Source organism: Streptomyces sp. NPDC001927 (assembly GCF_053594455.1).
The window spans coordinates 130999-157552 of record NZ_JBSFEN010000014.1 but is presented as its reverse complement, the minus strand read 5'-3'; the positions used below and the strand labels follow the sequence as shown (position 1 = coordinate 157552).

The 26554-nt window shown below is 71.3% G+C and carries 21 protein-coding genes; 15 read left to right on the top strand and 6 right to left on the bottom strand.

Annotated elements, in window-relative coordinates:
• Window positions 1-50: 50 nt before the first annotated feature.
• The 10 genes from uvrC (at window position 51) to ACWCO8_RS33035 (ending at window position 12296) form a co-directional block, all read left to right on the top strand.
• Complete coding sequence (gene uvrC, locus ACWCO8_RS33080) at window positions 51-2117, top strand: excinuclease ABC subunit UvrC (protein WP_451035299.1); 2067 nt, start codon at window positions 51-53, stop codon at window positions 2115-2117.
• On the top strand, window positions 2114-3091 hold the full coding sequence (gene rapZ, locus ACWCO8_RS33075; RefSeq protein WP_451035298.1) for an RNase adapter RapZ: 978 nt from the start codon (window positions 2114-2116) through the stop codon (window positions 3089-3091). The genes uvrC and rapZ overlap by 4 nt, the downstream gene beginning before the upstream one ends.
• Window positions 3088-4110: a gluconeogenesis factor YvcK family protein gene (locus ACWCO8_RS33070; RefSeq protein WP_362014060.1), complete on the top strand. Its 1023-nt coding sequence runs from the start codon at window positions 3088-3090 to the stop codon at window positions 4108-4110. The genes rapZ and ACWCO8_RS33070 overlap by 4 nt, the downstream gene beginning before the upstream one ends.
• On the top strand, window positions 4101-5090 hold the full coding sequence (gene whiA, locus ACWCO8_RS33065; RefSeq protein WP_352186290.1) for a DNA-binding protein WhiA: 990 nt from the start codon (window positions 4101-4103) through the stop codon (window positions 5088-5090). The genes ACWCO8_RS33070 and whiA overlap by 10 nt, the downstream gene beginning before the upstream one ends.
• 152 nt (window positions 5091-5242) lie before the next feature.
• Window positions 5243-8197, top strand: a complete 2955-nt coding sequence (locus ACWCO8_RS33060; RefSeq protein WP_451035297.1) for a M14 family zinc carboxypeptidase — start codon at window positions 5243-5245, stop codon at window positions 8195-8197.
• Between the two features lie 227 nt (window positions 8198-8424).
• Complete coding sequence (gene gap, locus ACWCO8_RS33055; protein WP_362014063.1) at window positions 8425-9435, top strand: type I glyceraldehyde-3-phosphate dehydrogenase; 1011 nt, start codon at window positions 8425-8427, stop codon at window positions 9433-9435.
• Window positions 9436-9546: 111 nt separating this feature from the next.
• Window positions 9547-10758 (top strand): phosphoglycerate kinase, encoded by a 1212-nt coding sequence (locus tag ACWCO8_RS33050; RefSeq protein ID WP_451035296.1) that lies wholly within the window; start codon window positions 9547-9549, stop codon window positions 10756-10758.
• Window positions 10759-10763: 5 nt separating this feature from the next.
• Window positions 10764-11540: a triose-phosphate isomerase gene (tpiA, locus tag ACWCO8_RS33045; protein ID WP_451035295.1), complete on the top strand. Its 777-nt coding sequence runs from the start codon at window positions 10764-10766 to the stop codon at window positions 11538-11540.
• Between the two features lie 112 nt (window positions 11541-11652).
• Window positions 11653-11883, top strand: a complete 231-nt coding sequence (gene secG, locus ACWCO8_RS33040) for a preprotein translocase subunit SecG (protein ID WP_361958470.1) — start codon at window positions 11653-11655, stop codon at window positions 11881-11883.
• A 77-nt stretch (window positions 11884-11960) separates the two neighbouring features.
• Window positions 11961-12296 (top strand): RNA polymerase-binding protein RbpA, encoded by a 336-nt coding sequence (locus ACWCO8_RS33035; RefSeq protein ID WP_003976875.1) that lies wholly within the window; start codon window positions 11961-11963, stop codon window positions 12294-12296.
• Window positions 12297-12463: 167 nt separating this feature from the next.
• Here the strand turns inward: ACWCO8_RS33035 and ACWCO8_RS33030 are convergent, their stop codons facing one another.
• Window positions 12464-13312 (bottom strand): MurR/RpiR family transcriptional regulator, encoded by an 849-nt coding sequence (locus ACWCO8_RS33030; RefSeq protein ID WP_451035294.1) that lies wholly within the window; start codon window positions 13310-13312, stop codon window positions 12464-12466.
• 79 nt (window positions 13313-13391) lie between these two features.
• Between ACWCO8_RS33030 and ACWCO8_RS33025 the strand changes: the two genes are divergently transcribed.
• From ACWCO8_RS33025 to ACWCO8_RS33005, 5 genes are all read left to right on the top strand, one after another.
• A complete protein-coding gene (locus ACWCO8_RS33025; RefSeq protein WP_451035293.1) occupies window positions 13392-14315 on the top strand; it encodes an N-acetylglucosamine kinase in 924 nt (307 codons plus the stop codon).
• Window positions 14316-15325: 1010 nt separating this feature from the next.
• Entirely contained in the window at window positions 15326-16090 is a 765-nt protein-coding gene (locus ACWCO8_RS33020) for a sugar isomerase domain-containing protein (protein ID WP_451035292.1), read from the top strand.
• 91 nt (window positions 16091-16181) lie between these two features.
• Complete coding sequence (pgi, locus tag ACWCO8_RS33015) at window positions 16182-17840, top strand: glucose-6-phosphate isomerase (protein WP_451035377.1); 1659 nt, start codon at window positions 16182-16184, stop codon at window positions 17838-17840.
• A gap of 5 nt (window positions 17841-17845) precedes the next feature.
• Complete coding sequence (locus ACWCO8_RS33010; protein ID WP_362014074.1) at window positions 17846-18358, top strand: PH domain-containing protein; 513 nt, start codon at window positions 17846-17848, stop codon at window positions 18356-18358.
• On the top strand, window positions 18355-19914 hold the full coding sequence (locus ACWCO8_RS33005; protein WP_451035291.1) for a PH domain-containing protein: 1560 nt from the start codon (window positions 18355-18357) through the stop codon (window positions 19912-19914). The genes ACWCO8_RS33010 and ACWCO8_RS33005 overlap by 4 nt, the downstream gene beginning before the upstream one ends.
• Window positions 19915-19954: 40 nt before the next feature.
• On the opposite strand, the gene pgl is transcribed toward ACWCO8_RS33005, so the two are convergent.
• The 5 genes from pgl to tkt are packed head-to-tail and all read right to left on the bottom strand — an operon-like array spanning window position 19955 to window position 26541.
• The gene (gene pgl / locus ACWCO8_RS33000; RefSeq protein ID WP_451035290.1) at window positions 19955-20737 is read right to left on the bottom strand and encodes a 6-phosphogluconolactonase; all 783 of its coding nucleotides are present in this window, start codon (window positions 20735-20737) and stop codon (window positions 19955-19957) included.
• Window positions 20734-21768, bottom strand: a complete 1035-nt coding sequence (gene opcA / locus ACWCO8_RS32995) for a glucose-6-phosphate dehydrogenase assembly protein OpcA (protein WP_451035289.1) — start codon at window positions 21766-21768, stop codon at window positions 20734-20736. The genes pgl and opcA overlap by 4 nt, the downstream gene beginning before the upstream one ends.
• Complete coding sequence (gene zwf / locus ACWCO8_RS32990) at window positions 21765-23297, bottom strand: glucose-6-phosphate dehydrogenase (protein ID WP_362014081.1); 1533 nt, start codon at window positions 23295-23297, stop codon at window positions 21765-21767. The genes opcA and zwf overlap by 4 nt, the downstream gene beginning before the upstream one ends.
• 5 nt (window positions 23298-23302) lie before the next feature.
• The gene (tal, locus tag ACWCO8_RS32985; RefSeq protein WP_451035288.1) at window positions 23303-24421 is read right to left on the bottom strand and encodes a transaldolase; all 1119 of its coding nucleotides are present in this window, start codon (window positions 24419-24421) and stop codon (window positions 23303-23305) included.
• Window positions 24422-24453: 32 nt separating this feature from the next.
• Window positions 24454-26541, bottom strand: a complete 2088-nt coding sequence (gene tkt / locus ACWCO8_RS32980; RefSeq protein WP_451035287.1) for a transketolase — start codon at window positions 26539-26541, stop codon at window positions 24454-24456.
• Between the last annotated feature and the right edge of the window lie 13 nt (window positions 26542-26554).

Sequence of the window (26554 nt, the reverse complement as noted above, 5' to 3'; positions counted from 1 at the left end):
AACGAGTGCGCGCGGTCGGAGTGTCGGCCCCCGCCAGTAGGGTGGGGAACATGGCCGACCCCTCCAGCTACCGCCCCAAGCCGGGGCAGATCCCCGACTCGCCGGGGGTCTACAAATTCCGCGACGAGCACCACCGGGTGATCTACGTCGGGAAGGCGAAGTCCCTGCGCCAGCGGCTGGCGAACTACTTCCAGCCGCTCGCGAGCCTGCACCCGCGCACGGCCACGATGGTCACCACCGCCGCCTCCGTCGAGTGGACCGTCGTCTCGACCGAGGTCGAGGCGCTCCAGCTGGAGTACTCCTGGATCAAGGAGTTCGACCCCCGGTTCAACGTCAAGTACCGGGACGACAAGAGCTACCCCTACCTCGCGGTGACCCTGAACGAGGAGTTCCCGCGCGTCCAGGTCATGCGCGGCCACAAGAAGAAGGGCGTGCGCTACTTCGGTCCGTACGCCCACGCGTGGGCCATCCGCGAGACCGTCGACCTGATGCTCCGCGTCTTCCCCGTACGGACCTGCTCCGCCGGGGTGTTCCGTAACGCCGCCTCCGCCGGACGCCCCTGCCTCCTCGGCTACATCGGCAAGTGCTCCGCCCCCTGCGTCGGCCGGGTCACCCCCGACGAGCACCGCGAACTGGCCGAGGAGTTCTGCGACTTCATGGCCGGCCGCACCGGCACGTACATCCGCCGCCTGGAACAGCAGATGATGGCCGCGGCCGAGGAGATGGAGTACGAGAAGGCCGCCAGGCTCCGCGACGACATAGGGGCGCTGCGGCGCGCCATGGAGAAGAACGCGGTCGTCCTCGCCGACGCCACCGACGCCGACCTGATCGCCCTCGCCGAGGACGAGCTGGAGGCCGCCGTCCAGATCTTCCACGTCCGGGGCGGCCGGGTGCGCGGCCAGCGCGGCTGGGTCACGGACAAGGTCGAGGCCGTCTCGACGGCCGGCCTCGTCGAGCACGCGCTCCAGCAGCTGTACGGCGAGGAGAGCGGCGACGCGGTCCCCAAGGAGGTCCTCGTCCCGGCCGTGCCCGAGGACGCCGAGGCCGTCGCCCAGTGGCTGAGCGGCCGCCGCGGCTCCCAGGTCTCCCTCCGCGTCCCGCAGCGCGGGGACAAGAAGGACCTGATGGAGACGGTCGCGCGCAACGCCCAGCAGGCGCTCGTGCTGCACAAGACCAAGCGCGCCAGCGATCTGACCACCCGCTCCCGGGCCCTGGAGGAGATCGCCGAGGCCCTGGACCTGGACTCGGCGCCGCTGCGGATCGAGTGCTTCGACATCTCGCACCTCCAGGGGCAGGACGTCGTGGCGTCCATGGTCGTCTTCGAGGACGGGCTGCCGCGCAAGAGCGAGTACCGCCGCTTCCAGATCAAGGGCTTCGAGGGCCAGGACGACGTCCGCTCGATGCACGAGGTGATCAGCCGCCGCTTCAAGCGCTACCTCGCCGAGAAGGAGAAGACGGGGGAGTGGGGCCAGGAGGGCGTGGCCGTCGACGCCGACGGCGACGCGGTGGACGCGGCGGACGCCACCGACGCCGCTGACCAGGCCGCCCTGAACGGCTCCGGAGCCCCCTCCGGCGAGGTCCCCGTCGACGACGGCCGTCCCAAGCGCTTCGCGTACCCGCCCCAGCTCGTCGTCGTCGACGGCGGGCAGCCGCAGGTCGCCGCCGCCCGGCGGGCCCTGGACGAGCTGGGCATCGACGACATCGCCGTCTGCGGCCTCGCCAAGCGCCTGGAGGAGGTCTGGCTGCCCGGCGACGACGACCCGGTCGTCCTGCCGCGCTCCAGCGAGGGTCTCTACCTCCTCCAGCGGGTACGTGACACGGCTCACGACTTCGCCATCCGCTACCAGCGCTCGAAGCGGAACAAGCGGGTCAGGAGCAGCCCCCTGGACGCGGTGCCGGGCCTCGGCGATACCCGCAAACAGGCGTTGATCAAGCATTTCGGCTCGGTGAAGCGGCTCCGGCAGGCGACAATCGAGCAGATCTGCGAGGTGCCCGGCATGGGCAGGAAGACGGCCGAAGCCGTGGCCGTGGCTCTCGCCCAGGCGGCTCCGGCCGCACCCGCCGTGAACACGGCCACAGGAGAGATCATGGAAGACGACGGGGGCACCACCGCATGACCGAGCACGATCAGCGACACGAACAGCAAGCAGAGCAAGAAGAGCAGCGAGAAGACGGAGCAGGACACGTGAGTACGGGCACGAAGGAGGCCGGTGAGACCGCCGACGCGGCGGCCATCCCCGAGCTGGTGATCATCTCCGGCATGTCCGGCGCCGGCCGGTCCACCGCGGCGAAGTGCCTGGAGGACCTCGGCTGGTTCGTCGTCGACAATCTGCCGCCCGCGCTGATCCCCACCATGGTGGAGCTCGGCGCCCGTTCCCAGGGCAATGTGGCCCGGATCGCCGTCGTCGTCGACGTCCGCGGCCGGCAGTTCTTCGACGCCCTGCGGGAATCCCTCGCCGCCCTCGACGCCCAGCAGGTGACCCGGCGGATCGTCTTCCTGGAGTCCTCCGACGAGGCCCTGGTCAGGCGGTTCGAGTCGGTCCGCAGGCCGCACCCGCTCCAGGGCGACGGCCGTATCACCGACGGCATCGCCGCCGAGCGGGACCTGCTGCGCGAGCTGCGCGGCGACGCCGACCTGGTGATCGACACCTCCAGCCTCAACGTCCACGAGCTGCGCGCCAAGATGGACGCCCAGTTCGCCGGCGAGGAGGAGCCGGAGCTGCGGGCCACCGTCATGTCCTTCGGGTTCAAGTACGGGCTGCCCGTCGACGCCGACCTCGTCGTCGACATGCGCTTCCTGCCGAACCCGCACTGGGTCCCCGAGCTGCGCCCCTTCACCGGGCTCAACGAGGAGGTCTCGGCGTACGTCTTCAACCAGCCCGGGGCCAAGGAGTTCCTCGACCGCTACACCGAGCTGCTCCAGCTGATCGCCGCGGGCTACCGCCGCGAGGGCAAGCGGTACGTGACCATCGCCGTCGGCTGCACGGGTGGCAAGCACCGCTCCGTCGCCACGTCCGAGAAGCTCGCCGCCCGCCTCGCTTCGGAAGGGGTCGAGACCGTCGTCGTCCACCGGGACATGGGGCGCGAGTGAAGCCGTACCGCCGGCGTACGTCCACCCTTCCGGTCCGTACGCTCCGCAGGCGCGGCGCCCAGCCCAAGGTCGTCGCGCTGGGCGGGGGCATGGGCCTGTCGGCCTCCCTCGCCTCGCTGCGCCGCATCACCGGTGACCTGACCGCCGTGGTCACGGTCGCCGACGACGGCGGCTCCAGCGGCCGGCTCCGGGAGGAGCTGGGCGTGCTGCCCCCCGGCGACCTGCGCAAGGCGCTCGCCGCACTCTGCGGGGACGACGACTGGGGCCAGACCTGGTCCCGGGTCATCCAGCACCGCTTCCAGTCCAAGGGCGACCTGCACGAGCACGCGGTCGGCAATCTGCTGATCGTCGCGCTCTGGGAGCAGCTCGGCGACCATGTGCTCGCCCTCGACCTGGTCGGCAAGCTGCTCGGGGCGCAGGGCCGGGTGCTGCCGATGTCCGCCGTCCCGCTGGAGCTCCAGGCCCTGGTCAGGGGGCACGACCCGGCGCGCCCGGACGACGTGGACACGGTCCGCGGCCAGGCCACGGTGGCGCTCACGCCCGGGGACGTGCAGTCGGTGCACCTCGTCCCGAACGACCCGCCGGCCGTGCCGGAGGCCGTCGCCGCCGTCCGGGACGCGGACTGGGTGGTGCTCGGCCCGGGCTCCTGGTTCTCCTCGGTGATCCCGCACCTGCTCGTGCCCGAGCTGCTGGACGCGCTGACCGAGACCAAGGCCCGCAAGGTCCTCTCGCTGAACCTCGCGCCGCAACCGGGAGAAACCGAGGGGTTCTCTCCGCAGCGTCATTTGGAGGTTTTGGGACGACACGCCCCTAAACTCGCCCTGGACGTGGTGCTGGCCGACGAGGCCGCCGTGCCCGATCGCGAGTCCCTCGCCGATGCCGCCAAGCGGCTCGGCGCCGCGGTCGAGCTGGCGCCGGTGGCCCGTGCCGACGGTCTCCCGAAGCATGATCCGGAGCTGTTGGCCGCCGCGTACGACCGTATTTTTCGGATGCATGGAAGGATCGGCCCATGGCGATGACGGCAGCGGTGAAGGACGAGATCTCCCGGCTTCCCGTCACCCGGACCTGCTGCAGGAAGGCAGAGGTCTCGTCGATCCTGCGGTTCGCGGGCGGTCTGCACCTGGTGAGCGGGCGGATCGTGATCGAGGCGGAGCTGGACACCGCGATGGCGGCACGGCGCCTCAAGCGGGACATCCTGGAGATCTTCGGGCACAGCTCGGAGCTGATCGTGATGGCCCCCGGCGGGCTGCGGCGCGGCTCCCGCTTCGTCGTACGGGTGGTGGCGGGCGGCGACCAGCTGGCCCGGCAGACCGGCCTGGTCGACGGCCGGGGCCGCCCGATCCGCGGGCTGCCCCCGCAGGTCGTCTCGGGTGCCACCTGTGACGCGGAGGCGGCCTGGCGCGGCGCCTTCCTGGCGCACGGCTCGCTCACCGAGCCCGGGCGCTCCTCCTCCCTGGAGGTGACCTGCCCCGGCCCGGAGGCCGCGCTCGCCCTGGTGGGCGCGGCGCGCCGGCTGAGCATCGCCGCGAAGGCCCGTGAGGTACGGGGCGTGGACCGGGTGGTCGTCCGTGACGGCGACGCGATCGGTGCCCTGCTGACCCGCCTCGGTGCGCACGAGTCGGTGCTGGCCTGGGAGGAGCGGCGGATGCGCCGCGAGGTCCGGGCCACCGCGAACCGGCTGGCCAACTTCGACGACGCCAACCTGCGCCGCTCGGCGCGCGCGGCGGTCGCCGCGGGCGCCCGGGTGCAGCGCGCCCTGGAGATCCTCGGCGAGGAGGTGCCCGAGCACCTCGCGGCCGCGGGCCGGCTGCGCATGGAGCACAAGCAGGCCTCCCTGGAGGAGCTGGGCGCGCTCGCCGAGCCGCCGCTGACCAAGGACGCGGTCGCCGGCCGGATCCGCCGTCTGCTCGCGATGGCCGACAAGCGGGCGCAGGACCTCGGCATCCCCGGGACGGAGTCGAGCCTGACGGAGGAGCTGGACGACAGCCTCGTCGGCTGACGCCGTCTCAACTCATCAACTCGTCGCTGCCGGTGCCTTTCTGAGGCACCGGCAGCACTCGTTCGGCGCGCATGGCACCCTTGACATGATCATGAATGGTGATCAGCCTGGCGTCTGTTCTCTTTCGTGGCAGACAACAGCAAGGGGGGCTTATGAGGCGCAGAGCGAGAGCGGTCCTCGCGGCGGGTTCGCTGCTGATCGCGGGGCTCGTGGCGGCACCCGTCGCCGGAGCGGAACCTCAGGACGCGGGCGGCGGTGACGCCCTCTCCGTATGGCGGGCGAAGGTCACCAAAGAACAGGTGCCGCTCCTCCTCGAAGCGGGCACCGACGGTCACGAGCTGACCGAGCAGGTGCCGGAGAAGGGCTCCGCCACCGTCGAGCTCCACCTGACGGACAAGCAGGCCGGGCAGCTGCGCGGCCAGGGTGTCGAACTCGCCGAGCACACCCTCTCCGCCCAGGCCGAGAAGCGGGTCGCGGGCGCCGGGGACGGCGTCTTCCGCCCGTACAGCGGGAAGGGCGGACTCAAGGAGGAGATCCTCGCCACCGCCCAGGCCCATCCGGACGTCACCAAGCTCGTCTCCATCGGCAAGTCCGTGAACGGCCAGGACATCCTCGCCCTGAAGGTCACCAAGGGCGCCAAGAAGGTCAGGGACGGCTCGAAGCCCGCGACCCTGTACCTGTCCAACCAGCACGCCCGCGAGTGGATCACCCCGGAGATGACCCGGCGGCTGATGCACCACTACCTCGACGGCTACGGCACGGACGCGCGGATCACCAAGATCGTCGACTCCACCGAGCTGTGGTTCGTGCTCTCCGCCAACCCGGACGGCTACGACTTCACCCACGCCGACCCCGCCAACCGCCAGTGGCGCAAGAACCTCCGCGACAACAACGGCGACGGCCGCGTCGGCCCCGGCGACGGCGTCGACCTCAACCGTAACTTCTCCTACAAGTGGGGCTACGACAACGAGGGTTCGTCCCCCGACCCGGCCGACGAGACCTTCCGCGGCACCGGCCCGATGTCCGAGCCCGAGACCAAGGCGCTCGACGCCTTCCAGAAGCGCATCGGCTTCCAGTACGGCATCAACTACCACTCCGCCGCCCAGCTGCTGCTCTACGGCGTCGGCTGGCAGGTCGCCACCGACACCCCCGACGACGTGGCCCTCAAGTCCCTCGCCGGCACCCCGGAGAAGTCCGCGGTCCCCGGCTACCGGCCGCAGGTCTCCTCCGAGCTGTACACCACCAACGGCGAGGCCGACGGACACGCGGCGAACGTCAACGGCATGCAGATGTTCACCCCGGAGATGTCCACCTGCGCCACCGTCTCCCGCATCGACCCGAACGACGCCTGGGAGCCCGCCGACTGCGCCTCCGTCTTCACCTTCCCGGACGACGAGAAGCTGATCCAGGCCGAGTTCGCCAAGAACGTGCCGTTCGCGCTCGCCGTCGCCGAGACCGCCGCCCACCCGGACCGGCCCGTCTCCGTCACCGGCCTCGACGCCCCCGACTTCACCCCGGCCGCCTTCACCACCTCCTACGCCCGCGGCGGCGACCAGGAGGTCTCCGTGACCGCCCGCAAGTCGCTGCGCGGCAAGGAGCTGAAGTACCAGATCAACGGCGGCCGTACGCACACCGAACGCCTGGACGCCTGGCGCGGCGGCGAGACCTACGGCGGCGAGGACAACCTCTACTTCGACCAGTACCGCGCCGAGGTCGAGGACGCCGAACCGGGCGACACCGTCCAGGTCTGGTTCACCGCCCGCACCCGCGAGGGCCGGGCGACCGCCTCCACCCCATTCACGTACACCGTGGCCGAGCGGCCCCGCGGGGACGTGCTCGTGCTCGCCGAGGAGGGCGGCACGGCCGCCGCGCAGCACACCGCCGCCTATGTGAAGGCGCTCGCCGACAACGGCCGCAAGGCCGCCGTCTGGGACGTCGCCACCCAGGGCGTCCCCGACCCGCTGGGCGTCCTCAGCCACTTCCGTACCGTCGTCTGGTACACCGGCGCCGAAGCCCCCTCCGGGCCCGTCATGCTGGCCGTCCGCGAGTACCTCAACGAGGGCGGCAAGCTGGTCAACGCCGGTGAGAAGTCAGGCGGGCTCGTCGACATCGGCCGGGCCACCTCCAACGACTTCGCCCAGTACTACCTCGGCGCCTACCACCGGGCCGGGCTCAACGGCCCGACCTCCTTCGGCGGGTCCGGCGGCTTCGCCGGCGTCACCGCCGGTCTCGGCGGCGCGGCCGGCAACCCGCTGGACAACGCCGGCGCGTTCACCGTCACCTCGGACACCCTGGCGCCGCGCCAGTTCCCGCAGTTCGGCAGCGCCCGGTCCGCCGGCGACTACCCGGGCGTCCGCACCCCCTTCGAGCCGTACGAGGGCACGCAGTTCGCCGCCGTCCGGCACGCCGACGACACCTGGGCCCGGCTCAGCCGCACCGTCGACCTCACCGGCGTCACCGCGGCGGACAGCCCCAGCCTGCGCTTCCAGGTCAGTTACGACACCGAGCCCGGCTACGACAACCTCGTCGTCGAGGCCCACACGGTGGGCCAGGACGACTGGACCACGCTGCCCGACGCCAACGGCGGCACCTCCACCGCCGCCCCGGCCGACTGCGGCGAGGGCTACTACGTCCAGGGCCACCCCTTCCTCGCCCGCTACCTGACCGTCGGCGAGGACGGCTGCGCCACCACCGGCACCACCGGCTCCTGGAACGCCTTCACCGGCCCCTCCAACGGCTGGCGGCAGGCCTCGGTCGACCTGAGCGCCTACGCGGGCAAGCATGTCGAGCTGTCGATCTCGTACATCTCCGACCCCGGCACCGGGGAGATGGGCGCCTTCGTCGACGACACCGCGCTCGTCGTCCGTGGCACCCCGGGCCAGAGCGAGGGCTTCGAGACCGCGCTCGGCGCGTGGTCCGTACCGGGTCCGCCGGCCGGCAGCGCCGGGAACGCGGCCGACTGGACCCGCTCCGCGGGGCTCTTCCACTCCCAGGCCGCCGTCACCACCCGTGACACCGCACTGCTCGGTTTCGGGCTCGAACACGTGCCGAGCGCGACCGACCGCAGCAGGGTGATCCGCAAGGCGCTCGCAGCCGTGCACGGCTGAGCGGCCGCCCGCACCTTTGATCACAGTCAGTGATCGGGACGAAAACCGCATCGTGGCCCGAACCCGTCGGTAATAACGGGCCACGGTGCGATCCCGGGCCTTTCCTGCCGCACACGATGTCACTCTGAGCCGATGGGAGAGGTAGGGTCGTAAGCGGTCGGGGACATCCCTAAAAAAGAATCTCGCCGGCGTCGAAACCCGGCGTACTCTCACGAGGAGATCGGTTCGTGACGATCCGCGTAGGCATCAACGGCTTTGGCCGCATCGGTCGCAACTACTTCCGCGCGCTGCTCGAGCAGGGTGCCGACATCGAGATCGTGGCTGTCAACGACCTGGGTGACACCGCGACCACCGCTCATCTGCTGAAGTACGACACGATCCTGGGACGCCTCAAGGCCGAGGTCACCCACACGGCGGACACCATCACCGTCGACGGGCACACCATCAAGGTGCTCTCCGAGCGCAACCCGGCCGACATCCCCTGGGGCGAGCTGGGCGTCGACATCGTCATCGAGTCGACCGGCATCTTCACGAAGAAGGCCGACGCCGAGAAGCACATCGCCGGTGGCGCGAAGAAGGTCCTCATCTCGGCTCCGGCCAAGGACGAGGACATCACCATCGTCATGGGTGTCAACCAGGAGAAGTACGACCCGGCGCAGCACCACGTCATCTCCAACGCCTCCTGCACCACCAACTGTGTGGCGCCGATGGCCAAGGTCCTCGACGAGAACTTCGGCATCGTCAAGGGCCTCATGACGACGGTCCACGCGTACACCAACGACCAGCGCATCCTGGACTTCCCGCACTCCGACCTGCGCCGCGCCCGCGCCGCCGCGGAGAACATCATCCCGACCACGACCGGTGCCGCGAAGGCCACCGCGCTGGTCCTGCCGCAGCTCAAGGGCAAGCTGGACGGCATCGCCATGCGCGTCCCGGTCCCCACCGGTTCGGCCACCGACCTGGTCGTGGAGCTGCAGCGCGAGGTCACCAAGGACGAGGTCAACGCCGCGTTCAAGAAGGCCTCCGAGGACGGCGACCTCAAGGGCATCCTGTACTACACCGAGGACCCGATCGTGTCCTCGGACATCGTCAGCGACCCGGCGTCCTGCACCTTCGACTCCTCCCTGACCATGGTCCAGGAGGGCAAGTCGGTCAAGATCCTCGGCTGGTACGACAACGAGTGGGGCTACTCCAACCGTCTCGTCGACCTCACCGTCTTCGTCGGAAACCAGCTCTGATATTCCAGACGTAGGCACCTCGATGTGAGCACAGGGCTCGGACAGCGCAAGGATGCGCTGTCCGAGCCCTGTGCCGTGTGCTTCACCGCGTTCCAAGGAGTCCAGTAGAAGATGAAGACGATCGACGAGCTTCTCGCCGAAGGCGTCGCCGGCAAGCGGGTATTCGTCCGCGCCGACCTCAACGTGCCGCTGGCCGGCACGGCCATCACCGACGACGGCCGGATCCGCGCCGTCCTCCCCACGGTCAAGGCGCTCGCCGAGGCCGGCGCCCGCGTCGTGGTCGCCTCGCACCTGGGCCGCCCCAAGGGCGCCCCGGACCCGGCGTTCTCCCTCGCCCCGGCCGCCGCGCGCCTCGGTGAACTCCTCGCCGCCGACGTGGCCTTCGCGACCGACACCGTCGGCGAGTCCGCCCGGGCGACCGTCGCGGGCCTCGCCGACGGCCAGGTGGCCGTGATCGAGAACCTGCGCTTCAACGCGGGCGAGACGGCCAAGGACGACGCCGAGCGCAAGGCGTTCGCCCAGCAGCTCGCCGGGCTCGCCGACCTCTACGTCGGCGACGGCTTCGGCGCCGTCCACCGCAAGCACGCCTCGGTCTTCGACCTCCCGGCCCTGCTGCCGCACGCCGCCGGCTACCTCATCGCCACCGAGGTCGGCGTGCTGAAGAAGCTGACCGCCGACGTCAAGCGCCCCTACGTGGTCGTGCTCGGCGGCGCCAAGGTCTCCGACAAGCTCGCCGTCATCGACGAGCTGCTCGGCAAGGCCGACCGCCTCCTCATCGGCGGCGGCATGGCCTACACCTTCCTCAAGGCCCAGGGCCACGAGGTCGGCATCTCCCTCCTCCAGGAGGACCAGATCCCGACCGTGACCGAGTACATGGCGCGCGCCGAGAAGAACGGCGTGGAGCTCGTGCTCCCCGTCGACGTGCTCGTCTCCACGGACTTCCCGGACCTGAAGACGAAGGCCCCGGCCGTCTTCGAGACCGTCGCCGCCGACGCGATCCCCTCCGACAAGGAGGGCCTCGACATCGGCCCGAAGACCCGTGAGCTGTACGCCTCGAAGATCGCCGACGCCGAGACCGTCTTCTGGAACGGCCCCGTGGGTGTCTTCGAGCACCCCGACTATGCCGAAGGCACCCGCGCCGTCGCGCAGGCCCTCGTCGACAGCAACGCCTTCACCGTCGTCGGCGGTGGCGACTCGGCCGCCGCCGTCCGCACCCTGGGCTTCGACGAGAATGCCTTCGGCCACATCTCGACCGGTGGCGGCGCCTCCCTCGAATACCTCGAGGGCAAGACGCTCCCCGGCCTCGCCGCACTGGAGGACTGAACACCTTGAGCACGCGTACCCCGCTGATGGCGGGCAACTGGAAGATGAACCTCAACCACCTGGAGGCCATCGCCCACGTCCAGAAGCTCGCCTTCGCGCTGACCGACAAGGACTACGACGCCGTCGAGGTCGCGGTCCTGCCGCCCTTCACGGACCTGCGGTCCGTCCAGACCCTGGTCGACGGCGACAAGCTCAAGATCAAGTACGGCGCCCAGGACATCTCGGCGCACGACTCCGGTGCGTACACCGGTGAGATCTCGGGCGTGATGCTGTCCAAGCTGAAGTGCGCCTACGTCGCCGTGGGCCACTCCGAGCGCCGGCAGTACCACGCCGAGACGGACGAGATCTGCAACGCCAAGGTCAAGGCCGCGTACAAGCACGGGATCACCCCGATCCTCTGCGTCGGCGAGGGCCTGGACATCCGCAAGGCGGGCAACCAGGTCGCGTACACCCTCGCCCAGCTCGACGGCGGTCTGAAGGACCTGCCGGCCGAGCAGGCCGAGTCGATCGTGATCGCGTACGAGCCGGTGTGGGCCATCGGCACCGGCGAGGTCGCCACCCCCGAGGACGCGCAGGAGGTCTGCGGGGCGATCCGCGGCCGTCTCGCGGAGCTGTACTCGCAGGAGCTGGCCGACAAGGTCCGCATCCAGTACGGCGGCTCGGTCAAGGCCGGCAACGTGGCCGCGATCATGGCGCAGCCCGATGTCGACGGCGCCCTGGTGGGCGGCGCGGCGCTGGACTCCGAGGAGTTCGTCAAGATCGTCCGCTTCCGCGACCAGTGAAGCGAACGGTGAGTAGGCGGTAGCGACGATCCGTCGTACCCTTGCGGGGGTCGGGCAGGACCTGCCCGACCCCCGTCCGTATAAGTCCGAGGAAGTTGGTCCAGCCGTGGTTATGGGGTTCTCGATCGCCCTGATCGTCTTCAGCGCGCTGCTGATGCTGCTCGTGCTGATGCACAAGGGGAAGGGCGGCGGCCTCTCCGACATGTTCGGCGGTGGCATGCAGTCGTCCGTGGGTGGCTCCTCGGTCGCCGAGCGCAACCTGGACCGGATCACGGTCGTTGTCGGCCTGATGTGGTTCGCCTGCATTGTCGTGCTTGCGCTTCTGATGAAGTTGGACGTGTAACTCCAATCACTGGACGCGCGTTGGGCCTTACGTAGACTGGGGCATCTTCGAGCACCATCACGCAGGGAGTTACGACCGTGGCAAGTGGCAACGCGATCCGGGGAAGCCGGGTCGGAGCGGGGCCGATGGGGGAGGCCGAGCGGGGCGAGTCGGCACCGCGCCTCCGCATCTCCTTCTGGTGCTCGAACGGGCACGAGACGCAGCCGAGCTTCGCCAGTGACGCACAGGTTCCGGAGACGTGGGACTGCCCGCGTTGCGGCTTCCCGGCCGGTCAGGACCGGGACAACCCCCCGGACCCGCCGCGCACCGAGCCGTACAAGACGCACCTCGCGTACGTACGGGAGCGGCGCAGCGACGCGGACGGCGAGGCGATCCTCGCGGAGGCGCTCGCGAAGCTGCGCGGCGAGATCTGAGCATCTGAGCGTGGTGTGACAGTGTGACGAGACGGGCTCTGCTCGCGGACTAGGTTCGCGAGCGGGGCCCGTTTCGCGTGTGTGGGTCCGCTTTTGTGGGTGGTTGTCCTATCGGCGATTTCCTACCGGCGATTGTCCTACCGGTTGTTTTCCTATCGGTGCTTGCCCTACCGGTGGTTGCCGGGAATGTGCGCGGTGAGCGCCATCGCGGCGGTCGCCCGCTCGTACGTCAGCTGCGCTACGCGCGCGTAGAGGCAGTCCAGGATCAGCAGCACCGAGTGGCGCGTCCCGAACCCGCCGCGCCGGAAGCTGGTCTCGGCCGAGGTCGACGTCAGATGGAGCGAGGCAGCGCGGGCGACGGGGGAGCGGGGGTCGCCGGTCACCGCGACCGTGCGCGCGCCCCGTTCGGCGGCGAGGCGCAGCGGGGAGAGGACCTCGCGGGTGGCGCCGGAGTGGGAGAGGGCCACGACCGCGTCGGCGGGCGTGAGCAGCGCCGCCGAGGTCTCCGCCGCGTGCACCTCCGTCCAGCCGCGGGCGTCGCAGCCGATGCTGAAGAGCCGGGCCTGGGTCTCCTGGGCGACCATGCCGGAGGCGCCGACGCCGTAGACGTCGATCCGGCGGGCCTTGGCCAGGATCCGGGCTGCCCGCTCCAGGGCGTCGAGGTCCAGCTGCTCGGCCGTCCGGCGCAGGGCGAGCAGATCGGCCTGGGCGACGGCGGCGACGACCTGGTCGAGCGGGTCGTCGGGGCCGATGTCGGGGCCGAGGGGGCGGGCCTCGCCGGTGCGTTCGCTCTCGCCCCGCTCCTCGGCGAGGGCCAGCAGGAGTTCCTGGTACGAGCCGAGGCCGAGAGCGCGGCAGAAGCGGGTCACGGTGGCCTGGGACGTACCGGTACGGCGGCCCAGCTCGGCCGCGGAGACGCCGGTCACCCGGCCCGGGTCGTCGAGGACCCAGGTGCCGACTCTGCGCAGGGAACCGGACATGCGCGGTAGTTCGGCGCGGATGAGAGCGGTGATCACGGCGGGTGTTCCCTCCTGGCCGCCCTCTCGGGCACGGGGGCTTGTCGAGCCGTGAATCTATCAACCACCATGCGGGCTGATGAACGAATCAGGGATTCAGGAGTGCGTGCTCGGGATCGACGCCGGGGGTACGCGGATCAGGGCGCGGCTCGCGGACGCGGCGACGGGCGGGGTGGTGGCGGAGGGGGCGGGCGGCCCGGGGAACGCGTTGAGCGTCCCGCCCGACGCTCTCGTACGGAACCTGGCGCGCGCCCTGCGGGACGCCGTGCCGCCGGAGCGGGCGGGGGCGGTCGTCTCCGTGGTGGCGGGCTTCGCGGGCGGCGGCCAGGGCGGCGGCCTGGAGAACGCGCGCGCCGCGCTGCTGTTGTCGCTGGGCGGGGCGGGCGTTTCTTCGGGTGCGCGGGTCGAGGTCCTGGGGGACGCGGACATCGCGTTCGCGGCCGGGCCGGGGGTGCCGGCGGACGGGCTCGTGCTGATCGCGGGCACGGGGGCGACCGCCGCGCGCGTGGAGCGGCGCAGGACGGTCCGTGCCGTGGACGGCGACGGCTGGCTGCTGGGCGACGCCGGCAGCGGCTTCTGGCTGGGGCGCGAGGCGCTGCGGGCGGTGCTGCGCGCCCTGGACGGCCGCGGCGCGGCGACGGCGCTCGCGGGGCCGGTGGGGGAGGTGTGCGGGGGCCTGACCAAGGAGGCCGTCGTGGGGTACGGCTTCGGCGCCCACCCGGTCCGCCTGGCGGCGCTCAGCCCCCTGGTGGTGGACGCGGCGCGGGCCGGGGACGAGGTGGCCGGCACACTCCTGGACCGCGCGGCGGACGAACTGGCCGCGACGGTACGAGCCCTGGCGCCCCGCCCGGCCGAGCCGTTGATCGTCACCGGCGGCCTCCTGGGCCCCACGGGCCCCCTCCTACCCCGCCTCGCGACCCGGGTCGCCCCCTGGGGCGTGACCCCGGCACCGGTCCCGGACGGGGTGACGGGCGCGGTAGCCCTGGCACGGCTGCCGGCGTAACGACGAAGCTTCCCCCACCCCACCCCTTCCCGAAACCCTGCCGGGGGCTGGGGGTTGGTTGCTGCGGGGCTGTACCCCGGCCCCCACTCCGCGGCCGCTTCGCGGCGCGGTGGTGGTGGGTGGGGCAGAGGACCCCTGCCGGGGGCGGGGGTGGTGCTGCGGGGCTGTGCCCCGGCTCCCGCTCCGCGGCCGCTTCGCGGCGCGGTGTGGTGGGCGGGGCAGAGGACCCCTGCCGGGGGCGGGGGTGGTGCTGCGGGGCTGCCCCCCCGGCTCCCGCTCCGCGGCCGCTTCGCGGCGCAGTGTGGTGGGCGGGGCAGAGGACCCTGCCGGGGGCGGGGGTGGTGCTGCGGGGCTGTGCCCCGGCTCCCGCTCCGCGGTCGCTTCGCGGCGCGGTGTGGTGGGCGGGGCAGGGAACCCCTGCCGGGGGCTGAGGGCGGTTGCTGCGGGGCTGTGCCCCGGCTGCCGCTCCGAGGCGCGGTGGCGGTGGGGGTAGGGGTAAGCCCTGCCGCAGGGCGGCTGGCTGTTGTGGGGTTACGTCCCCGGCCCCCGCTTGGCGGCTCCTCCGTGCGCGGATGTGGTGGGTGGAGGCGGGGGGAAGCCCTGCCGGGGGCTGAGGGTGGAGCTGCGGGGGTGCGCCCGGGTTCCGGCTTCGTGACCGCGGTGGGTCGTGGGCAAGCCTTGCCGCAGGGCCGCTGGTTGTTGTGGGTTACGCGTCTGGCCTCCGCTTGGCGGCTCCGCCGTGCGCGGAGGTATTGGGTGGGGGCTGAGGGCGGCCCTGCCGGGGGCTGGGGGCGGCTGCTGCGGGGGTGCGCCCTCGGTTCCCGCTCCGCGGCCGCTTCGCGGCGCGGTGGGGTGGCGGGGAACCCCCTGTCCGGGACGGCAGGGTCCCTGCCGGGACGCGTCGCCTCGGGTCCCGGGCCGCGGGGCCTTGACCGGGGTGCTTCGGGCTGGTTCATTGAACCGACTCTGTCGTCCATTCGTCGGCTCATCGAGCCAATGGAGGTCTCGTCATGTCCCAACCCGCCCTCGGTGCCGACCTGTTCGTGGAGCATGCCCGTCACGCCTTCGAGCAGGTCGTCGAGGGCAACAAGGACGCCGTTCGTGCGGCCGCGCGGCTGTTTGCCGAGTGTGTGGCCGGGGACGGGGTGATTCATGCCTTCGGGACCGGGCACTCGCAGGCCGCGGCCCTTGAGGTCGCCGGGCGGGCCGGGGGGTTTGTGCCTACCAGTCGGATCTCGCTCGCCGATCTTGTGCTGCGGGGTGGTGAGGAGCCGGGCGTGCTCGCCGATCCTCTGCTGGAGCGTTCGCCCGGACTCGCCGAGCGGCTCTACGCCCTTGCCACGCCCCGTCCGCAGGATCTGTTCGTCATCATCTCCAACTCCGGTGTCAACAATGCCGTCGTCGAGCTGGGACTCACAGTGACCGGCGCCGGGCATCCGCTCGTCGCGCTCACCTCGCTCGAGCACACCCACGCCGTCCCCGCCCTCCACGCGAGCGGCAAGCGGCTCGCCGATCTCGCGGACGTCGTGCTCGACAACGGCGCCCCCACCGGCGACGCCGTGCTCCCCCTCCCGGACGGCGGTGCGCTCTGCGGGGTGTCGACCCTCACGTCTTCTCTTCTTGTGCAGATGGTTGTTGCCGAGGCCGTCGCTCTGCTCCTCGCCGAGGGGTACGAACCGCCCGTGTACGTTTCCGCCAACATTCCCGGCGGGCACGAGCGCAACGCGGTTCTGGAGGCCCGCTACGCGGGCCGGCTGCATCGCGGCGGTCACTGAGTCGCCGCGCGCCTTCCGCCCTCACGATCAACTAGGTTGGAGTCGCAGCGGGGCAAGCAGGCAGGAAGAGAAGAAGTAGGCGATGTCCGAGATGAACGCAGAAGGACGTACGAGGCTCAACCGGACGCCGGAGTGGGCCGCCCTCGGCAAGCACCGCGAGCAGTTGGGCGACACCCATCTGCGCGAGCTGTTCGCCGCCGACCCGGACCGCGGCACCGCGTACACGCTGCGCGTCGGCGATCTGTATCTGGACTACTCCAAGAACCTCGTCACCGACGAGACCCTGGCGCTCCTGCGCGAGCTGGCCGTCGCGACCGGCGTCGCCGAGCTGCGCGACGCCATGTTCCGCGGCGAGAAGATCAACACCACCGAGGACCGCGCGGTCCTGCACACCGCGCTGCGCGCGCCGCGCGACGCCGTCGTCGAGGTCGACGGCGAGAACGTCGTCCCGGCCGTCCACGCCGTCCTCGACAAGATGGGGGCCTTCGCCGAGAAGGTCCGCGCCGGCGAATGGGTCGGTCACACCGGCAAGCCCATCAAGAACATCGTGAACATCGGCATCGGCGGCTCCGACCTCGGACCCGCCATGGCCTACGAGGTCCTGCGCTCCTACACCCAGCGCGACCTGACATTCCGTTTCGTCTCCAACGTCGACGGCGCCGACCTCCACGAGGCCGTCCGCGACCTCGACCCGGCCGAGACGCTCTTCATCGTCGCCTCCAAGACCTTCACCACCATCGAGACGGTCACCAACGCCACTTCTGCCCGCGACTGGCTCCTCACCGGGCTGAACGCCGGTCAGGACGCCGTCGCCAAGCACTTCGTCGCCCTGTCGACCAACGCCGAGAAGGTCCAGGACTTCGGCATCGACACCGGCAACATGTTCGAGTTCTGGGACTGGGTCGGCGGACGGTACTCGTACGACTCCGCCATCGGGCTCTCCCTGATGATCGCCATCGGCCCGGAGCGCTTCCGCGAGATGCTCGACGGCTTCCACCTCGTCGACGAGCACTTCCGTACCGCCCCGCCCGCCGAGAACGCTCCGCTGCTCCTCGGCCTGCTCGGCGTCTGGTACGGCGGCTTCTTCGACGCCCAGTCGCACGCCGTCCTGCCGTACTCGCACTACCTGTCGAAGTTCACGGCCTACCTCCAGCAGCTCGACATGGAGTCCAACGGCAAGTCCGTCGACCGCGACGGCAACCCCGTCGACTGGCAGACCGGACCGGTCGTCTGGGGCACGCCCGGCACCAACGGCCAGCACGCGTACTACCAGTTGATCCACCAGGGCACCAAGCTCATCCCGGCCGACTTCATCGGCTTCGCCGAGCCCGTCGCCGACCTGCTCCCCGGCCTGGTCGCCCAGCACGACCTGCTGATGGCCAACTTCTTCGCCCAGACCCAGGCCCTCGCCTTCGGCAAGACCGGCGAGGAGGTACGGGCCGAGGGCGTCGCCGAGGAGCTCGTCCCGCACAAGACCTTCCAGGGCAACCACCCCACGACGACGATCCTCTCCAAGGAACTGACGCCGTTCGTCCTCGGCCAGCTCGTCGCGCTCTACGAGCACAAGGTGTTCGTCCAGGGCGCGATCTGGAACATCGACTCCTTCGACCAGTGGGGCGTCGAGCTGGGCAAGGTCCTCGCCAAGAGGATCGAGCCCGTGCTCACCGAGGGCGTGGTCGAGAGCGGGGAGCATCTCGACCCGTCCACCGCCGGGCTTGTCGCCCACTACCGGTCGCTGCGCGGGAGGTAGAAGCTGTGAGGGGGGAGAACGCGGTGCGGGGCGAGGTGCGGCTGCGGCCGCCGAGCAACACGCTGAACGAACGGGCCGTCGGCTGGTGGCGCACCCAGTGGCTGGTCACCACCGCCGTCCCGGTGGTGCCCTTGGCCGTCCTGGGGGCGCTGATCGAGCCGGCCCGGTTCTGGCTGTGGCTGCCCGCCGTCGTCCTCGGGGTCGCGGGCCTCGCCTGCGCCGCGTTCTTCCCCTCCTGGTGGTTCCGGGTCCACCGCTGGGAGGTCACCGAGGACGCCGTCTACGTCCGTACCGGGGTCTTCTGGCAGGAGTGGCGGATCGCGCCCATGTCCCGGATCCAGACCGTCGACACCGTCCGCGGTCCGCTGGAGCAGCTGTACCGGCTCGCCACGGTCACCGTGACCACGGCCTCCTCCAAGGGCGCGCTCCGGATCGAGGGCCTCGACCACGAACTGGCCGCGGAGCTCGCCGAGAAGCTCACCCGCATCACCCAGGCGACCCCCGGGGACGCCACATGACCGGCGTGGAGGGCAGCGAGCAGGGCGACGCCCCTGACGGCTGGCTCCGCCTCGACCGCCGTACGGTCCTGGTCACCGCGGTCGTCCTCGCGGGCGTCGCCGGCGGCGCCGCCCTGCCCACGTACTTCGGCCTGACCAACGGCATGTCCGCCGGGCGGGCCATCGCCTGGATCCTCGCCGGGGCCGCCCTCCTCATCGGCCTCGGCTCGGTCGGCGACTACGTCCGCTGGCGACGCACCCGCTACCGCATCGGCGTCGAGCGGGCCGAACTCCACACCGGGCTCCTGCTGGTCAAGCGCCGCTCGCTGGCCCTCGAGCGGATCCGCAGCGTCGACCTGACCGCCAACCCGCTGCAGCGCGTCCTCGGCCTGGTCGAGGTCCGCATCGGGACCGGCGAGCACCACGGCGGCGGCGAGTCCACCCTCGAACTCGACCCCGTGGCCCGGGCCGAGGGCGAACGCCTCCGCCGCGAACTGCTCGACCGCACGGTCCCCGCCACCGTGGACACCCGCCACGACGGCGCCCTCGCCGAACTCGACCCGCGCTGGATCCGCTACGCCCCGGTCTCCTTCGTCGCCGTGCTCCTCGGCGGCGCGGCGGCCGGTGCCGTGATGCAGGTCAGCGAGTGGTTCGGCGCCCAGGAGGAGGTCATCGACTGGATAGGGGACCGCTTCCAGGACACCTCGATCGTCTCGATGATCCTCGTCCTGATCCTCCTCGCCGTCCTCGCAGGTACGGTCGGCGCGCTCGGCCTCTGGGTCGAGATGTGGTGGAACTACCGCCTGGACCGCGAGCCCGGCGGCACCCTGCGGGTCCGACGCGGCCTCTTCACCGCCCGCTCGATCTCCATCGAGGAACGCCGCCTCCGGGGCGTCGAACTGGTCGAGCCGCTGGGCGTCCGGATGTGCCGGGCCGCCCGCGTCGACGCCGTCGCCACCGGACTCACCGAACGCGACGAGGACGAGCACACCGAGAACAGGACCCTGCTGCCCGCGGCGCCCCGCGCGGTCGCCGACCGGGTCGCCGCGCAGGTCCTGCGCGAGTCCGAGCCCCCGACGGGCGCGCCGCTCACCGCCCACCCCCGCGCCGCCCGCACCCGGCGGCTGCGCTGGGCCCTGTGGAGCGTGCTCGCCCCGGTCGCGGTCCTCGTCGTCCTCGGGCTGCTCCTCACCCCCGTCCTGCTGTACGTGGCCGCGGGCTGCGGCCTCGTCCTGGGCGTCCTCGCCGTGGTCGCCGCCCTCGACGCGTACCGCAACCTCGGACACACCATCAGCGGCGACTACCTGGTGACCCGTTCCGGCACGATCCGCCGGTCCACGGTCGCCCTGGAGCGCGGCGGGGTCATCGGCTGGACGGTCAAGCAGTCGTACTTCCAGCGCCGTGCGGGGCTGCTGACCCTGACCGCGACGACGGCGGCCGGCACGGGCGGGTACGACGTGTACGACGCCGGGCAGGACGAGGGCCTGGCCTTCGCCGCCGAGGCGGTGCCCGACCTCCTCGCGCCCTTCCTGGAGCCCGTACGGGAAACGCCGGAGGCCCGGTCCACCGTGCGGTGAACCGGGCCTCCGTGAGCGTCCGTCAGGCCGAAGCCGGACGTCAGGCCGAGGCCGGCGGGTACAGGTCGCGCGGGAGCTCCGACGCGGCCGCCGCGTCGAGCAGCCAGAGCGTCCGCGAGCGGCCGTAGGCGCCCGCGGCCGGGGCCTGGATCTCGCCCGCGCCGGACAGTGCGATGGCCGCAGCCTTCGCCTTGTCCTCGCCCGCCGCAAGCAGCCAGACCTCACGGGCTGCCCGGATCGCCGGCAGCGTCAGCGAGATCCGGACCGGCGGCGGCTTGGGCGCGCCGTGCACGCCCACCACCGTGCGCTCCGTCTCGCGGACCGCCGGAAGCTCCGGGAAGAGCGAGGCCACGTGCGTGTCCGGGCCGACGCCCAGCATCAGCACGTCGAACGACGGCACCGAGCCGTGGTCCTCCGGACCGGCGGCCGCGGCCAGTTCGGCCGCGTACGCCTCGGCCGCGGCCTCGACGTCGTTGCCGTACGGGCCGTCCGAGGCCGGCATCGCGTGCACGCGCGCCGGGTCCAGCGGGACGCTGTCGAGCAGCGCCGCGCGGGCCTGGGTGACGTTCCGCTCCGGGTCGCCCTCGGGCAGGAACCGCTCGTCGCCCCACCACAGATCGAGCCGCGACCAGTCGATCGCGTCCCGCGCGGGGGCCGAACTGAGCGCCGCGAGGAGCCCGTTGCCGTTCCGGCCGCCCGTGAGGACCACGGACGCCGAGCCGCGGGCGGCCTGGGCGTCCACGATCCGGGTGATCAGCCGGGCCGCCGCGGCCTGCGCCATCAGCTCCTTGTCGCGGTGGACGACGAGCTGCGGAGTGCTCACTTGGCCGCCGCCTTCTTGGCCGGGGCCTTCTTCGGAGCGGGAGCGGGTGCCGCCTTCTCCTCGGAAGCGGTGGGGGCCGGCTCCTTGGGGGCCGTCACCTTCGCCTCCTCGTCCAGCCGGTCGAGCCCGTACCGCAGCGCCGAGGCGTACGTGTCGTCCGGGTCGAGCCGCCGCAGCTCCTCCGCGATCAGCTCGGCCGTTTCACGGCGCTTGAGCGCCACGCCACGGTCCGGCTGCCCCTGGATGGAGAGCGTCGCCAGCGAGCCGTCGGGCCGGTCGAGGACGATCGGCCCGCTGGAGGACTCCATCCGCACGGAGGTGAGTCCGGGACCGGCCGACACGGACCGGCGCACCGGCACCTTCAGCCGGTCCGCCAGCCACATGGCGAGCAGCTCGACGCTGGGGTTGAACTCCTCGCCCTCCACCTCGGCCGAGGTGACCTCGCACACGACCTGGTCGAGCGCGGCGGCCAGCATCGAACGCCACGGAGTGATCCGGGTCCAGGCCAGATCCGTGTCGCCCGGGGTGTAGTTGTCCGCCCGGCCGGTCAGCTCGTGTATCGGCTGCTCGGCCGAGTACGTGTCGGTCACCCGGCGCTGGGCGAGCGCGCCCAGCGGGTCGTTCGCCGGGTCGGCCGGGGCGTTGACCGGCCACCAGACGACGACGGGCGCGTCCGGCAGGAGGAGCGGAAGGACCACCGACTGGGCGTGCTCGGCGACCTCGCCGTACAGCCGGAGGACAACCGTTTCGCCGGTGCTGGCGTCGGCGCCGAGGCGGACCTCGGCGTCGAGCCGGGCCTTCGCGCGGTCCCGCGGCGAGCGCGAGGCCCGCTTGATGACCACCAGGGTGCGCGAGGGGTGTTCACGGGACGCGTCGTTGGCCGCCTTCAGCGCGTCGTAGGCGTTCTCCTCGTCGGTGACGATGACGAGGGTGAGCACCATGCCGACGGCGGGCGTGCCGATGGCACGCCGCCCGAGCACCAGCGCCTTGTTGATCTTGCTGGACGTGGTGTCCGTGAGGTCGGTCTTCATGGCCGGCGCCAGCTCCGTCCGTCTCGTGCGAGCATTTCGTCCGCCTCGACCGGACCCCAGGTCCCGGACGGGTACTGCGCCGGCTTGCCGTGCGCGTCCCAGTACTGCTCGATCGGGTCGAGGATCTTCCAGGAGAGCTCGACCTCCTCGACGCGCGGGAAGAGGTTCGAGTCGCCGAGGAGCACATCGAGGATGAGCCGCTCGTACGCCTCGGGGCTGGACTCCGTGAAGGACTCGCCGTACGCGAAGTCCATCGACACGTCCCGGACCTCCATCGAGGTGCCCGGCACCTTGGAGCCGAACCGCATCGTCACGCCCTCGTCCGGCTGGACGCGGATGACCAGGGCGTTCTGGCCCAGCTCCTCCGTCGCCGTCTTGTCGAACGGGGAGTGCGGCGCGCGCTGGAAGACGACCGCGATCTCGGTGACGCGGCGGCCGAGCCGCTTGCCGGTACGGAGGTAGAACGGGACGCCCGCCCAGCGGCGGTTGTCGATCTCCACCTTGATGGCCGCGAAGGTGTCGGTCTTCGACTTGGGGTCGATGCCGTCCTCCTGCAGATAGCCGACGGCCTTCGCGCCGCCCTGCCAGCCCGGCGCGTACTGGCCGCGCACGGTCGAGGCGCCCAGGTCCTTCGGCAGCTTCACCGCGCCGAGCACCTTGGTCTTCTCGGCCGCGAGCGCGTCCGCGTCGAAGGAGGCGGGCTCCTCCATCGCGGTGAGCGCGAGCAGCTGGAGGAGGTGGTTCTGGATGACGTCACGGGCGGCGCCGATGCCGTCGTAGTAGCCGGCGCGGCCGCCGATGCCGATGTCCTCGGCCATGGTGATCTGCACGTGGTCGACGTACGACCGGTTCCAGATCGGCTCGAAGAGGGTGTTGGCGAAGCGGAGCGCCAGGATGTTCTGGACGGTCTCCTTGCCGAGGTAGTGGTCGATCCGGAAGACCGCCTCGGGCGGGAAGACCTCGTGGACGACCTCGTTGAGCTCCTTGGCGGAGACCAGGTTGTGGCCGAAGGGCTTCTCGATGACGGCGCGGCGCCAGGAGCCGTCCGTCTGGTCGGCCAGGCCGTGCTTCTTCAGCTGCTGGACGACCAGCTCGAAGAACTTCGGCGGCACGGAGAGGTAGAAGGCGAAGTTGCCGCCCGTGCCCTGGGCCTTGTCCAGCTCGTCGATGGTGGTCTTCAGCTGCTCGAAGGCGTTGTCGTCGTCGAAGTCGCCCTGGACGAACCGCATCCCCTGGATCAGCTGCTGCCACACCTCCTCGCGGAAGGGCGTGCGGGCGTGCTGCTTGACGGCCTCGTACACCTCCTGCGCGAAGTCCTCGTCCTGCCACTCGCGACGGGCGAAGCCGATCAGCGAGAAGCCCGGCGGCAGCAGGCCGCGGTTGGCGAGGTCGTAGACGGCAGGCATCAGCTTCTTACGGGACAAATCGCCCGTGACACCGAAGATCACCAGACCCGACGGCCCCGCGATACGCGGGAGCCGTCGGTCTGCGGCGTCACGGAGCGGGTTGGCTCCGTGGACTGCGCTCAAAGTGCTTACGCCTCCGAAGGTGCGAGGCGCTCAAGCTCCGCCTCGGTCGACTTGAGAAGGTCGTTCCAGGACGCGTCGAACTTCTCCACGCCCTCGTCCTCAAGCAGCTGTACCACGTCGTCGTAGCTGATGCCGAGCTTCTCGACGGCATCCAGCTCCGCGCGCGCCTGCGCGTAGGTGCCGCGCACGGTGTCGCCGGTGACCTCGCCGTGGTCGGCGGTGGCCTCCAGGGTCGCCTCCGGCATGGTGTTCACCGTGCCGGGCGCGACCAGGTCCACGACGTACAGCGTGTCCTTGTACGCCGGGTCCTTGACGCCCGTCGAGGCCCACAGCGGACGCTGCTTGTTGCCCTGCGCCTTGTCCAGGGCGGCCCAGCGCTCCGAGGAGAACACCTCTTCGTACGCCTCGTAGGCCAGACGGGCGTTGGCGAGCGCCGCCTTGCCCTTGAGGGCGAGGGCCTCGTCCGTGCCGATCGCGGTCAGGCGCTTGTCGATCTCCGAGTCCACGCGGGAGACGAAGAAGGACGCCACCGAGTGGATCTTGGAGATGTCGAGGCCGCGCTCGCGGGCCTTCTCCAGGCCGGCCAGGTAGGCGTCCATGACCGCGCGGTAGCGCTCCAGCGAGAAGATCAGCGTCACGTTGACGCTGATGCCGAGGCCGATGACCTCGGTGATCGCCGGCAGGCCCGCCTTGGTGGCCGGGATCTTGATGAGCGTGTTGGGACGGTCGACCAGCCAGGCCAGTTGCTTGGCCTCGGCGATGGTCGCCGCCGTGTTGTGCGCCAGGCGCGGGTCGACCTCGATGGAGACCCGGCCGTCCTGGCCGTCCGTGGCGTCGAAGACCGGGCGCAGGATGTCGGCGGCGTCCCTCACGTCAGCCGTCGTGATCATGCGGATGGCCTCGTCCACGGTCACCTTGCGCGCGGCGAGGTCGGCGAGCTGCTGGTCGTAACCGTGGCCCTCCGAGATCGCCTTCTGGAAGATGGACGGGTTGGTGGTGACACCCACCACGTGCTGCTGGTCGATGAGCTCGGCCAGGTTTCCGGACGTGATCCGCTGGCGCGAGAGGTCGTCCAGCCAGATCGCGACGCCTTCGTCGGAGAGGCGCTTGAGAGCGTCTGTCATGAGAGGTTCTCCAAAACTCGTGTCTAGTGGCGTCAGCGCGCCGCGGCGGCGAGAGATTCCCGGGCGGCGGCCGCGACGGCCTCCGGCGTGAAGCCGAACTCGCGGAAGAGGACCTTCGCGTCGGCCGAGGCACCGAAGTGCTCGAGCGAGACGATCCGGCCGGCGTCGCCGACGTACTTGTGCCAGGTGAGACCGATACCGGCCTCGACGGCCACGCGCGCCTTCACCGACGGCGGCAGGACGGAGTCCTTGTACGCCTGGTCCTGCTCCTCGAACCACTCGACGGACGGCATCGAGACCACGCGGGTCGGGACGCCGGCGGCCTGGAGCTGCTCGCGGGCCTCGACGGCCACGTGGACCTCGGAGCCGGTGCCGATCAGCACGACCTGGGCCTCGCCACCCTCGGCGTCGAACAGCACGTAGCCGCCCTTGGCCGCGTCCTCGTTCCAGTCGTACGTCGGAACGCCCTGGCGGGTCAGCGCGAGGCCGTGCGGGGCGCCCTTGCCGAACACGCGGGTGTGCCGCTTGACGATCTCGCGCCAGGCGATGGAGGTCTCGTTGGCGTCCGCCGGGCGGACGACGTTCAGACCGGGGATCGCGCGCAGCGAGGCCAGGTGCTCCACCGGCTGGTGGGTCGGGCCGTCCTCGCCCAGACCGATCGAGTCGTGGGTCCAGACGTACGTCACCGGCAGGTGCATCAGCGCGGAGAGCCGCACCGCGTTGCGCATGTAGTCGGAGAACACCAGGAAGGTGCCGCCGTAGACGCGGGTGTTGCCGTGCAGCGCGATGCCGTTCATCTCCGCGGCCATGGAGTGCTCGCGGATGCCGAAGTGGATCGTGCGGCCGTACGGGTCCGCCTCGGGGAGCGGGTTGCCCTCGGGCAGGAACGACGAGGTCTTGTCGATCGTCGTGTTGTTCGAGCCGGCCAGGTCGGCCGAGCCGCCCCACAGCTCCGGGATGACCGCGCCGAGCGACTGCAGGACCTTGCCGGACGCGGCACGGGTCGCGATGCCCTTGCCCGCCTCGAACACGGGCAGCTTGGACTCCCAGCCCTCGGGCAGCTCGTTGGCCTGGACGCGGTCGAACAGGGCCGCCTGCTCCGGGTTGGCCGTACGCCACTCGGCGAGCGACTTCTCCCACGCGGCGCGGGCCTCACGGCCGCGGTCGCCGAGCGAGCGGGTGTGGCCGATGACCTCGTCGGCGACCTCGAAGGTCTGCTCCGGGTCGAAGCCGAGGATCCGCTTGGTGGCCGCGATCTCCTCGTCGCCGAGCGCCGAGCCGTGCGCGGCCTCGGTGTTCTGGGCGTTCGGGGCGGGCCAGGCGATGATCGAGCGCATCGCGATGAACGACGGACGCTCGGTCTCGGCCTCGGCGGCCTTGATCGCCGCGAAGAGCGCGGCCGGGTCGAGGTCGCCGTTGGCCTTCGCCTCGACACGCTGGACGTGCCAGCCGTACGCCTCGTACCGCTTCATCGTGTCCTCGGACACGGCCGTCTCGGTGTCGCCCTCGATCGAGATGTGGTTGTCGTCCCACAGCAGGATCAGGTTGCCGAGCTTCTGGTGACCGGCCATCGAGGACGCCTCGGCGGAGATGCCCTCCTGGAGGCAGCCGTCACCGGCGATCGCGTAGATCCGGTGGTCGAACGGGGAGGTGCCGGGGGCCGCCTCCGGGTCGAACAGACCGCGCTCGTAGCGGGCGGCCATCGCCATGCCCACGGCGTTGGCGACACCCTGGCCCAGCGGGCCCGTCGTCGTCTCGACGCCCGCGGTGTGCCCGTACTCCGGGTGGCCCGGGGTCTTCGAACCCCAGGTGCGGAACGCCTTCAGGTCGTCCAGCTCGAGCCCGAAGCCCCCCAGGTACAGCTGGGTGTAGAGGGTCAGGGACGAGTGGCCGGCCGAGAGCACGAAGCGGTCGCGCCCGACCCACTCGGGGTCGGCCGGGTCGTGCCGCATCACCTTCTGGAAGAGGGTGTACGCGGCGGGAGCCAGGCTCATGGCCGTACCGGGATGGCCGTTGCCGACCTTCTGTACGGCGTCCGCGGCCAGGATGCGGGCGGTGTCCACGGCCCGCTGATCCAGTTCGGTCCAGTCGAGCTCTGCGGTGGTCGGCTGAGTGCTCACCCTGCGTCAGGGC